The following is an 11,684-nucleotide window of genomic DNA, read 5'->3' on the forward strand; positions in this document are numbered from 1 at the left end:
TTGTCATTGTGCTTCTTTTAGTGCTTTTTGCATGTAAAAAACTGTTTTGTTGCCAATTCATACCCTTACTCCTTGTCTTCTCATCACAAGAGGATGGTATTGGAGATGGTGCTTAGCACACCTTTTTACAAAGATCATTGGTGTTTATCTGTAGAAGTGTTGTGCGGCATTATACGGCTCTTGAGTCAGCATTCTTTGCTGGTGCTGTTGGTTGGTATGGTTCTGCTAGCGTTGCCCTGTTGGTGAAGTTGGCTCTGTATTGTCTGTTGTCATACAATACGTCCTCCCAATAATAAAAAACTATAAATGCGAGGATTTTTCACTGCATTTTCTCTCGTTTAGACGGAATAGAACCAAATACAGCAATGGCATTAAATACAATTTGCAACATACTGTTAACAGTAAAATAATACATATTGATTTATTCAAAATGAATCAGTTACGCAGTGTTAATGGTAAAAATTTAAAGAGTTAAACGATGAAATTACTTTCCATAACACGCGCCGTAGCGTTTATAACTTTTTTTTCTCTATCAATGCTTTATACGTCAATGTCATTTGGATTTATGCATATATTTACAAGTGTCGATGATATAGAGAAGTATAATAAACTTTATCAAGAATACGCAGAACAATACAAAGCTTTTGAACATTTTGAAAAGCAAGAAAAAGCACGACAATTTATATATAGCCGTGGCCATCAAGATTCATCTCCCAAATTTGACCTTATATGGCATCGTCATATACTTGTTATTTTATGTGGACGTTTGGTGAATTTATTGCGTGGTGATTATAATGAAGAAATGTCATGGGCAAATCTACCCAATGTAATAAGTAGTTTACGCTATGAATATGGTTGGAGTGAAGGAGATTTTATTTGGGCGTACAATATGTCCATGGACTCTAAAGATCGAATGATTTATTACGCGAAAAAATTTCTTAATTCTTCAAGCGGAAATGGTATTAGCCCTGAAACACAAATGATTGATGTAGTGGCTGGTGTAAATGCTGCGATAAGAACTGGTAATCCTGAACCAGGTCAACGAACAGCTCGACTTTGCAGAGACTTAAAAACGATATACAATATAATGGAACCAAGATAGAAATGGAAAGATCTTTAATGGTCAAAATATTTCTGGAGTACATTAAGAGCAGTTTGTCATGAATTAACAAGGTATGGTAGAATTTGGTCTTCACTAACAAGATACTGTATTGCTGCGTAGATTGTACTGTTTATAAAGGCATTGTGCTTCTTTCATTGCTTCTTGCATGTTTAAAAACTGCTCTGTAGCAAATTCACTCCATCCCTTGTCTTCTCATCACAAGAGGATGGTATTGGAGACGGTGCTTGGCACACCTTTTACACAGAGATTATTGGTGTTTATCTGTAGAAGTGTTGTGCGACATTATACGGCTCTTGAATCAGCATTTCTTGCCGATGCCATTTGCTGGTATGGTTCTGCTAGCGTTGCCCTGTTGGTGGAGTTGGCTCTGTATGTTCTGATGTCATACAATACGTCCTCCCGATAATAAAAAACCCCGCAAATGCGGGGATTTTGAACTGCTTTGAACTGCACTGCCCTTCGTCTAGATACAATACGACCAGTGCCGCATTTGTCATTAAATACAATTTGCAACACATTGTCAACACCAAAATAACACATATCGATATATTCAAAAAGAATCGATTAGGTAATTAAAAAATATCAATTAAGGTATAAAACAATGTTTATAAAAACATCTTTATTCAGAAAAAGCATATTAATTATCGCACTTTTTACAACATATCTTATATTCATATTCCCTTCAAACGGATACACTGATGATGATTTAGATGAATTCTGCTGTTCAAAAGAAATAGTAAGACTAGAGAAAGCACGCAATGATTACCTGTATCAAAATTACCTTTGGTGGCGACAAAGATATCTCGAGGCTGCGTGGATGAACAATCAAGCAAAACCACTACAAGAAAAATATATAAAGACTGTAATACACCAATGGCATACACTAATCATGGACCGAAATATTACATCGCATTACGTGCTAGACTATATGCACTCCGAAATAAAGCAAATGCAGTATTTAGCTAAAGCAAAACGAGATAAACAGCACGAAGAGGTATCTGAACGTCTCGATATCATTAACTCGGTTCGAAGGGATATTGCTATAAAAAAAGAAAAAGTTGAAAGGCTAGATCGTGAAATTAAAACAGTATATAAGATACTTATTCGTTTTTTAAGTGAATAATTGCACACTTATGAAAAGTACTTTTGAAGTGCATTAAGAGCAACAGGCAACGAACTTACAAGATGCGGTAGAATTTGATCTTCACTCACAAGATACTGTATTACTGCGTAGATTAGACTATCTATAAAAGCATTGTGCTTCTTTGATTGCCTTTTGCATGGAAAAAACTGTTTTGTTGCCAATTCACTCCCTTTATCCCTTGTTTTTTCATCACAAGAGAATGGTATTGGAGATGGTGCTTGGCACACCTTTTACACAGAGATTATTGTTGCTTCGCAGTAGAAGTGTTGTGCGGTATTCTACAGCTTTTGAGTCAGCATTCCTTGCTGGTACCGTTTGTTGGTATGGTTCTGCTAGCGTTGCCCTGTTGGTGAAGTTGGCTCTGTATGTTCTGATGTCATACAATACGCCCTCCCGATAATAAAAAACCCCGCATTTGCGGGATTTTCACACTGCATTTTCTCTCGTTTAGACGGAATAGAACCAAATACAGCAATGGCATTAAATACCATTAGCAACACATTACCAACATTAAAATAACACATATTAATGGATTTAAAAGGGATCAGTTAAGCATATCTCTGATAGAGCATAAACATGCAAAAGGTTATAAACATGTTAAAAATCTTATTAATTATCGTATTGCTCCCAATTGCTATAGGTATTATTGAAGGTCTATTTGAATCCTTACCCGATCTGATTATGTACGGTGCAATACATGCTGGTTTTATGCTATTCGGAGGGGTATTACTGTGCTTAGGATATACATTATCTGCGCCCATGCTGACTATAGCAAATGTAATTCATGCAATTTGTAGACTTAAATTACGCAGAAGAACATGGAAAGAAACATTTTCATTCTGCGCTGTAGCATCTTTACCACCACTTATATCATCGCATATTGGATTGAGGTATATAGATGCTTACTTGAACTTTGAGCATTTAGAATCCATATGGTGTATAACAACGATCATCTATTTTATCGCTTCACATTCGTTTATATGCACATTCGACGGCAAAGATCTTAAAAGCAAGATTATAGAGATGGTTGAATTCTATTGCGCAGTACCTACATTGTTGTTCCTAGCTTTTTTGAACAAGTATAGTATAATACCAGCAATAATACTCGGGATATTATGGTTGTGCAGTTGGATTTCCCGTATATCTAAGAGGATACCTGATGAAAAAGAAAACTCTAATGAAAATACCTCTGGAGCGCATTAAGGGTGATACGCAATGAATTAACAAGATGTGGTAGCATTTGATCTTCACTCACAAGATACTGTATTGTTGCGTAGATTATACTTTTTATAAAAGCATTGTGCTTCTTTTAGTGCTTCTTGCATGGAAAAAACTGTTTTGTTGCCAATTCATACCCTTATCCCTTGTCTTCTCATCACAAGAGGATGGTATTGGAGACGATACTTGGCACAGTTTTTGCACAAAGATCATTGGTGTTTATCTGTAGAAGTGTTGTGCGGCATTATACGGCTCTTGAGTCAGCATTCCTTGCCGGTGCTGGTATGGCTCTGCTCGTGTTACCCTGTTGGTGCCGTTTTGCGGGTGTGCCTTGTTTGAGATGACTTTGCCGGTATAGCTCTTCTGGTATGGCTTTGCCGGTAAAATATTTGCCATGGAAGGGTTCTAAAATCGATCTTGAACCGGTTATATTGAGACAGAAGAGATGGAAAAGACAAAACAACTCTGTCACACTTTGCTTACAATGAGGAGCAGGTCGATTGTTGATGGCAGAGTGGTTTGTTATCAAAACTGAGAGCGAGAGCCCCGTAATTCTTGCAATACAATATTCTTAAATGGGCAATATTCTTAAATGGAAAGAGTATTCAATTGGTGAGACTGCAAATAATCATGAAGAAAACAGGGTTTTTGCGAGGGGATGAAGGAGCGATATTTGTTATCAAAAGCACAAGAGATCTTGTTGAGATCCTTTCGTCACAAAAGAGGGGAAATTCAAATGATGGTTATAAAACGGGTTGAATGCAAACAAGTGTTGAGAAAAACAAAGATCTTCTTTATACAGCGCGAGGTGAGCAATAGCTTCATAAGTGAGCAAAATGTAAAAGGGGAACAATGAAGGGGAAAAATTTGGAAATGAAAAAAGAACCGCGCTCTTTTTCCTTCGAGCAAGTGTTTCTTTCAAGCAAAGAATATAAAGTGATCTTCTGCATCGTTGTTGTTATTGTCATGCTAAGAGTGGCTTTATATGCATCCCTCCTGTTAGGATGGAAACCAACAGAGTGGCTGGCTGTTATTCTTGCCCTTATCGTGATAATTGAGAACTACATCTTCGGATGTGCTCTTCTTCTTATACCAGTTATGTTGGTGCTTCGCATCATATTGGGGTTTGTTTTGAAAAAATATCCAAAAATTGGAAAAAGCAATTCAGCAACGTGAAAAAATACGTCAGGAGCAATAAGGGTGGAAAATGCGCGGTGATCTTATAGCATTAGTTATCATGATAGCTCTGATCGTGGCTATCTTTGCAGTTTTCATTAACATGTTAATTTTTGCACTTTTTTACTCTGTTTTTAAGCGAGAGAGAATGAATAACCAAGTAAAAAAAGAACTAAAAAGAGTGCTTCAAGAAAATCAGACAGCACTGGTGCCACCATGTCGGGAAAATAGTACCGCAGATGTGTGAAAAAGTACGCAACGCACTTTGTGATGGCCGGTGAAAATTGCTAAAAAGGTGATTGGCTTGCGCTCTATCATTATCTGATCACGAAGGGCTTTTCCTCTGTTATCATGAGAAAATGAAGGACTTGTGAGGACGCGAAAGTGAAGAACTGCTTTCAATGTGATTGTCATTTGCGCAATGAACGGTATTGTTTCCGCAGTTTGTAAGACTCTTAATCTTCATGATACGACAGCTTTGCTTGCCATACAATTGGTGCTCGTGATGCCATTGTTCTTTGTGAGGAAGGGATGGAAAATCTTTCAAAAAAGAGTGCGTGCGGGGCAATGCACGAAAGCACGAGATAAAGCTTTTAAAAGAGTGGTGGAAAATTATGATTTCCATGAATTGCTTGGTTTCCAAAAGGCTCCTCTATTTTGAAAAAGGTGCTGCCTTTTGGGGAACAAGGAGAGCCTAGGGCTGTTGTTGCTCTGTGACGTTTTGCGACCTTTGCTTTGCTTGGCGAGCAGGAGATCTTATGCTTTCGCACAAAGCGCTTCTGAGAAGGATAGCCATTAGGTTTTGAGTAAAAGCCTTTTCAAGGTGTGTTGCGGCTTTGGGGTTTGTTTTGGTCGAACGGTGGTTCTTTGTGTCAATCTGGCATAAGAGACCCGCATCGGTTTTGCATCGGGCTTATATCGGTCTTGCGTCGACCGAGTATCGGTTTGGTATGAGGCTTGCGTCAGACTGGCATTGGGGAAAATCTCTCAAAGGAGAGCCTAGGGCTGTTGTTGCTCTGTGACGTTTTGCGACCTTTGTTTTGCTTAGCGAACAGGAGATCTCATGCTTTTGCACAAAGCGCTTTGGAGAAGGGTAACCGTTTGGTTTTGAGTAAAAAACTCTTCAAGGTGTATGGGGCTTTGGGGGGTGTTTTGGTTGGACGGTGGTTCTTTGTGTCGATCTGGCATGAGGGTCCCTTGCATCGGTCTTGCGTCGGTCTGTTATCCGGTTTATATCGGGTTTGCACTGGTCGGGCATAAGAATTTGACAACATATTGATTTATAATGATAATTAATCGTTTTCATATTGAATTAACCCCCCGAATATTGTAAGATTCTCTCATCTTAAATCCTCTCATTTTGAATCAATTAAAATCATGTGCTTGCACGTCATAAGCGAGGCTGGCGTGTGAGTAAAAAACTCCAAAGAAAAGAGTCAAAATACCTTTTATGAATCGTTTCAATATAAAGGGCTATCGCAATATGGCGGCTGGCAAAGAGAATGATGGTACTGGCTTGTACCTTCATAAGCGTAAAAATGGTGGTGCTCCTTAGCTTTTACAGAGATACCATTTACGGGCGGTGTCGTGAAATGGACTTGGGTGCTCTTTAAGAGATGTTTCTTTAAAACAGGCTCGTGAATTGGCAATTGGGTGGCGTTTTGTTTTGCATGAGGGTCGTGACCTCATTCAAAGAACGTGAGAAACAAAAGCGTGCGGCAATGCGTAATCTGCATTCTTTAAAAGATATTGCTCTCGATACTTTTTTTGAAAGCCGTAAAGCTGAACTCAAAAATTGATGGTAAAGACGGATGCTGGTTTTTCTTTTACGTCTTTATATTCTCCCTAAATGAGGCTGCCTCCCCGTTTCAGAAATGACACAAACAGATAGATGCAATACGCTTAACTCTGGTATACAAAAGCTGCAACAACAGAGAACACATTAATCCACCTTAATCTTTATCTCAAACATGCTGCTGCAATGGGACTGGATGTTGATCTACAAGCAATAGAAAAAAGAAAAAGCACCCACGCCCTTAGGAAAACAACAGTATAAAACGCAAAATAGACCAGCAATGGATTGGAAAGATATACCAGCTTTTTATCAAACACTCTGCAAAACAACAACCATACCACAACTGACTTTGCGTCTGCCTATTCTGACAGGTGTTCGCACAGACCCTTTACGTCATATCCATAAAGATCAGATTGATGATGATATATGGACCATCCCTGCTGAAAATATGAAAGGAAGGCGTGATGCTACAACAGAGTTTCGTGTGACTCTATCAAATGATAGCATTAGAATTGTTGAAACCAGCACGCCTGCTTTCTCGCAATAATTTTTTTCTGCAACCGGTCGTAGCCCCTTGGCTAAGAGATGCATATCAATCTACATGCAAAAAACTGGACTTGAAGCCTAACCGCATGGTTTTCACTGTCATTTACGCGATTGGCTCGCAGAAATAACCAATGCTCCCTTTGAGGTAGCAGAAACCATTCTAGACCATACGGTCGTGGGTAAAGTAGAACGTGCCTACCGTTATACTGACTATCTAGAACTCTGCATACCAACATCCCTCTAAACTTGGTCAAGGTCCTTTTACTATTGAAGAGCTTTTGATGACTTTTTTATTGTTTTTTGATGGTTCGTGTTTTCTCAATACTGAATCATTTTTCACCGAATAGAATAAGAGAAGACATAACAACAAAGGAGAGGAGGTGCGACAAAACATATGCTAGGCGGCTGCCTCACAATAAGATGATATAACAACACGATACACTTCACTTTTCCAGTGCAATGCTGTTTAAAAACGGGAAATTTTATTAAAAAGTGAGCGTAAAGTGATACATTTCTTTTGAGGAGAGAACGTCGATAATAAAACATTATCAATTCATTTTGCTGTGTTTTTTATTGTAGGAGGAAAAAACCTTGACCTTGTATCTGTCTCATTCATGAAGAAACACACCGATACCACCCCTTCTCTTTGCCTCCATGTTACAACAGCTCTTGCATTCATACGATTCATGAAAGGCATTTTAGTTCCTTTCCTCGCAAATTTTATCCACACGATCATCCCACTTGTGATATGCAAAAAGATGGTTTTGCTTGAGACAATAAAAGGGGATGAAACGAGAAAATTTTATGATATTCAGATCTATCATTCTAGATGTAAAATGATAAATTATCTTTATAAATTAATTTGTTATCTTACCAAAGGACAATCTTGCCCAAGGACAATCTTAAGAGAAACACACCTGCACCTTTCTCGCACAAATGACCCGTTGATTGCCGACAAAAGAGCAAACCGTGCGGATAAAAAAACAAATCCATACGAGAATCACCAGCGTCAAAGAAAACAGATTGCTTTTATGAAAAGAAGAAAACTGTCGATCTTGTGTACGATAAACCACAAATTCTACTGCTTATCCTGCACAATTTTCATGGAGGGGGCAAGATGACCTCTTATCGAAATGGCCTCATGATTTCTTGCCAAAACAGCTCCCTTGATCCCATGTCAGAATGACCCTGCTTATCTCTTGTCAAAATGGCGTTTTTGAAATCTCCACCTTGTTCAAGCTCTCAGAGAAAAAGAAAGGAAAAGGCTCTTTAGTTCTACTTAGTTCTGCGCAAAAGGAACAGTTTTTTTAAAAAAGGCGCAATACTCTTTTACGCAGTTTCGCTTTCTTCTTTTTCTCTTCTCATTTTTCTCTTCTCACTAAGATTTGATAAGAATGTGTTTTATGAGGATATGCTGGAATATACACTCTCAGCATATCCTTATCTCTATAACCTTTTTAATTCTCCTTTTTGAATTCCTCTTCCATACGAAGATACAGTCTCGCACGTTTGAAAAAAAGGTAATAAATTCCGACAAGGAGCATACTGTTTAAAAGAGCAATAATGATAAGACCGAAAAAACCAAGAATACCTAACAATGCTGTAAAAATAATCATTTTTCCCCCCTAGAATGTTTGTGCAAAAATGGATTTATCTTGTTGTTCAGCTGGTCCTCCCAATTTCTGAATCATTGCTTTCAAACGTCGATCGATAATGACATGGAGGACCAAAACGATAGGTAAGAAGATAATAGACAATGCCCAAATAAAAGTCGGCAGGAAGATGATAAAATCTATAAACCTATCGCCCCCAGTGTAGACACCTCCAATAAATAAGCCAAAGAAAAACATTGGCAGATACACGGCTCGAATAGCTCCTAAAATCAACAAAACGAGAGCGATGCAGAAGATTATTTTATAATCTTTCATAGAAAGCATCATATTCGCCTTGAAGGCAAAGAGCTTAGATTCTCTATTTTGTGATGCTGCACTCTTTTGCGTTTGAGCAGATTCGTGTTGTGATTGTAATTCGTCTTGTGGTTGTTTCTTTTCTGTTGTCATGCTGATAAAGCCCCGCTTTCTCATTTTTTTACAAACCATACCCCTTACGAGGCAAGTGCTTAGAGCTCTCTTACGGATTTCCCCCCATATTCAACATGAACAAGAAAAACGCACACACCAATGAAAAGCACATAAAAGACACGAACCCCATCATAGTACGAATATATGAACTTTCCGCACCTCTAATGAAGCAAGACAGCCAACGCACTCTCAAAAGTATCTGACAGCTTTATGCATTAAAAAAAGCCTTACCAGTATTCATAAAAATTTTCAATCCCCTCTATTAAGATATTATAAAAAAGAGAAGCATATCCCCCAAACATCGACCACCCTCAACCTAACATAGATACAACATGGGCATCAGGGCACGCACATCAGGGCACGCACATCAGGGCACGCACATCAGGGCACGCACATCAGGGCACGCACATCAGGGCACGCACATCAGGGCACGCACATCAGGGCACGCACATCAGGGCACGCACATCAGGGCACGCACATCAGGGCACGCACATCAGGGCACGCACATCAGGGCACGCACATCAGGGCACGCACATCAGGGCACGCACATCAGGGCACGCACATCAGGGCACGCACATCAGGGCACGCACAAACATATTCGTAATTTTAAAAGGATTTTTTCAATGACATACTTTGATATGCTTTCATGACAAGACAGTTTCATGAAAAAATCCATTTTTTGACAAAACAATACAAATGAATGAGACAAATATTCTCTATAAAGGATACCAATCAAACATCAAGCACAACAAAGACACGCGAAAGGACTTATCCCTCACTTTGTTACGACCACGGTCACGACCATTGCATTGTTGGGACATAATTGATATTTCATTTGAAAAGAGCACATAAATTATGGTATGATAAGAGGAGTTAAAGGGTATTTTTTACAGCTATACTCTGTTTAGCGCAGCATAGAATATTCCTCTAAAAAGGAGATAAAGAGACTTCACTGGAGAGAATAATAAGCTTTATTCAAGTGTTTTACATCAAACATCTTAGCGCTGCACTTACCAGAAAAATCCAAGAGAACGCAGCAAAATCAATCAGAATAATGGCTTCTCAGGCAATGATTTAAAACCGGCAAACCACCTCTCTCGAACAGAAAGAGAAGACAACCAAACAAAATGCATATTCACCAACCCCATGAACATTCCCCCATAAGCACTCTCCCCATAAGCACTCTCTTGTCTTTTTCCGTTCGCATTTGGCAAAAATTGCTCTTAAAGTTTCGCAAAATAGGTTCAAAAATTCTATGGAAAGCAAATGAACAGCCCTCAACAACAGTGTAAAGAACAATGAAAAGAGCAAAAGAAACGAGATAAGGCAAGTTTATTTTCCATGCACAAAGGATAGTGATCCTTGAGGTAAAATGGTTCTTCCTTGAGGTCAAAAAGAAAAGTTTACCGCCCTTGCTTTTCCTCAGCAACTGCCTTTCATTCTGCTCCCCCTCGGTTATACTCCCCCAACTCTATTCTTCCCCCTCCATTTTATTTCACCAAGGAGAGCCTTTGTGCAATATTTTCCCCCCGCAATGACTCTTAAACAAGCAACTTTTTAAATTCAAATGGTAGATTTATGAAAATAGGTAAAAAACGCGGTAGACCTAGAATAACAGGCAAGCTTAGAGAACCCAATGGTCGTATTTCACGTGCCAAAAAGCCACACACTCCCCCTCCTCTTCTGACCATTGAAATGCGTGCGAAACACTTTGGTTTGACTTTAGAAGAAGCTAAAAATCCGCTTTCAAGTTCCTATATTGGGCGCCTTTGTTTGCTTGGCTACAAACAGGATGGTGCAGGCATCAGTAAAGAGCAATATGAGACTGCGCAACGCTATCTACAAATCAGAAACGATTATTTATGTGCCAAAGGTTTGCCGAGTGGATATTATGATGGTTTCCCCCATGCATCAGATGAAAAAGCACACAAACAGTGGATTCAAAAAGCCACCGATCACTATGAGGACATGAAAAAAGCTATTCAAGAAGCACAAAATTCACATCGTCAACATAACTTTCATGCCGCATTACAATATCTTGTTGTAGAAGATCAACAACTTCCCTCTCTTGTTCATTCATTGCGTCTTATTCTCAATGCGCTTTATAAATATTTTGACGAACAACAAAGCATCAACCCCCGCCCCATGAGGGCAATATGAACGCATACCCCCCTTCTCACATTACCCAATGCTGGTCACAAACAACAGCTAAGAACAAGAAACACCAGCGCCACAGACAGAAGTGATTACCCCACAACGGCTTTTAAGAGAGCAAAATACGCTCCCCCGCCCATAAAATCCCCCCCAACACCGCATACAAAGGGTGTACCCTCAACAACGCACATCACACCTTAGCGAAATCACAATTCTCTTTTTCAAAAGAAAAGCATTGTATCGGCATCCCAAAAAGTTGCTAAGAAGGCAGCAAGCATTTTTGCCCAACCAGCAAGACAGCCATAAAAAAACAAGAGCATCGCTTTTCTCTCGACAACAGATGAAAATCTCTTGACAACAGATGAAAAATTGTATTTAATGACAGATGCGGGGAATGTTTTTTTGCGTCTATATTTCATCATAATCCCTCCATACGACTATATCTTT

12 protein-coding genes and 2 pseudogenes are annotated in these 11,684 nt (G+C 39.1%); 9 read left to right on the plus strand and 5 right to left on the minus strand.

Translation table 11 applies throughout. The features are described 5' to 3' along the window. Nucleotides 1-478 precede the first annotated feature (478 nt). Nucleotides 479-1,102: a hypothetical protein gene (locus LNM86_RS10240; protein WP_241437594.1), complete on the plus strand. Its 624-nt coding sequence runs from the start codon at nucleotides 479-481 to the stop codon at nucleotides 1,100-1,102. 56 nt (nucleotides 1,103-1,158) lie between these two features. Here the strand turns inward: LNM86_RS10240 and LNM86_RS13015 are convergent. Then, a pseudogene (locus LNM86_RS13015) lies at nucleotides 1,159-1,434 on the minus strand (hypothetical protein); the annotation flags it as partial. 290 nt (nucleotides 1,435-1,724) lie between these two features. Between LNM86_RS13015 and LNM86_RS10250 the strand changes: the two are divergent. The 7 genes and pseudogenes from LNM86_RS10250 (at nucleotide 1,725) to LNM86_RS13020 (ending at nucleotide 7,246) form a co-directional block, all read left to right on the plus strand. Further along, on the plus strand, nucleotides 1,725-2,246 hold the full coding sequence (locus LNM86_RS10250) for a hypothetical protein (protein WP_241437595.1): 522 nt from the start codon (nucleotides 1,725-1,727) through the stop codon (nucleotides 2,244-2,246). A 597-nt stretch (nucleotides 2,247-2,843) separates the two neighbouring features. Further along, nucleotides 2,844-3,470, plus strand: a complete 627-nt coding sequence (locus LNM86_RS10255; protein WP_241437596.1) for a hypothetical protein — start codon at nucleotides 2,844-2,846, stop codon at nucleotides 3,468-3,470. Between the two features lie 188 nt (nucleotides 3,471-3,658). After that, nucleotides 3,659-3,829: a hypothetical protein gene (locus LNM86_RS10260; protein ID WP_241437597.1), complete on the plus strand. Its 171-nt coding sequence runs from the start codon at nucleotides 3,659-3,661 to the stop codon at nucleotides 3,827-3,829. Between the two features lie 508 nt (nucleotides 3,830-4,337). Then, nucleotides 4,338-4,661 carry a hypothetical protein gene (locus tag LNM86_RS10265; protein WP_241437598.1) on the plus strand — a complete coding sequence of 108 codons (324 nt, stop codon included), beginning with the start codon at nucleotides 4,338-4,340 and terminating at the stop codon, nucleotides 4,659-4,661. Nucleotides 4,662-4,692: 31 nt separating this feature from the next. Then, nucleotides 4,693-4,908, plus strand: coding sequence for a hypothetical protein (locus tag LNM86_RS10270; RefSeq protein ID WP_241437599.1), 216 nt, complete (start codon nucleotides 4,693-4,695; stop codon nucleotides 4,906-4,908). A 174-nt stretch (nucleotides 4,909-5,082) separates the two neighbouring features. Next, nucleotides 5,083-5,322 carry a hypothetical protein gene (locus tag LNM86_RS10275; RefSeq protein ID WP_241437600.1) on the plus strand — a complete coding sequence of 80 codons (240 nt, stop codon included), beginning with the start codon at nucleotides 5,083-5,085 and terminating at the stop codon, nucleotides 5,320-5,322. Nucleotides 5,323-6,102: 780 nt separating this feature from the next. Continuing rightward, nucleotides 6,103-7,246 (plus strand): annotated as a pseudogene (locus tag LNM86_RS13020) (tyrosine-type recombinase/integrase). A 1,213-nt stretch (nucleotides 7,247-8,459) separates the two neighbouring features. On the opposite strand, the gene LNM86_RS10285 reads toward LNM86_RS13020, so the two are convergent. The 3 genes from LNM86_RS10285 to LNM86_RS10295 all read right to left on the minus strand — a co-directional run bounded on the left by LNM86_RS10285 (nucleotide 8,460) and on the right by LNM86_RS10295 (nucleotide 10,297). Then, nucleotides 8,460-8,618: a hypothetical protein gene (locus LNM86_RS10285; protein ID WP_241437602.1), complete on the minus strand. Its 159-nt coding sequence runs from the start codon at nucleotides 8,616-8,618 to the stop codon at nucleotides 8,460-8,462. A gap of 9 nt (nucleotides 8,619-8,627) precedes the next feature. Continuing rightward, nucleotides 8,628-9,062: a hypothetical protein gene (locus LNM86_RS10290; RefSeq protein WP_241437603.1), complete on the minus strand. Its 435-nt coding sequence runs from the start codon at nucleotides 9,060-9,062 to the stop codon at nucleotides 8,628-8,630. 1,067 nt (nucleotides 9,063-10,129) lie between these two features. Next, entirely contained in the window at nucleotides 10,130-10,297 is a 168-nt protein-coding gene (locus LNM86_RS10295) for a hypothetical protein (RefSeq protein WP_241437604.1), read from the minus strand. Between the two features lie 364 nt (nucleotides 10,298-10,661). Between LNM86_RS10295 and LNM86_RS10300 the strand changes: the two genes are divergently transcribed. Next, nucleotides 10,662-11,243, plus strand: coding sequence for a hypothetical protein (locus tag LNM86_RS10300; protein WP_241437605.1), 582 nt, complete (start codon nucleotides 10,662-10,664; stop codon nucleotides 11,241-11,243). Between the two features lie 215 nt (nucleotides 11,244-11,458). Here the strand turns inward: LNM86_RS10300 and LNM86_RS10305 are convergent, their stop codons facing one another. Further along, complete coding sequence (locus LNM86_RS10305; protein WP_241437606.1) at nucleotides 11,459-11,659, minus strand: hypothetical protein; 201 nt, start codon at nucleotides 11,657-11,659, stop codon at nucleotides 11,459-11,461. Nucleotides 11,660-11,684 lie beyond the last annotated feature (25 nt).

It is taken from the genome of Bartonella machadoae (assembly GCF_022559585.1).
GTDB classification, from domain to species: domain Bacteria; phylum Pseudomonadota; class Alphaproteobacteria; order Rhizobiales; family Rhizobiaceae; genus Bartonella; species Bartonella machadoae.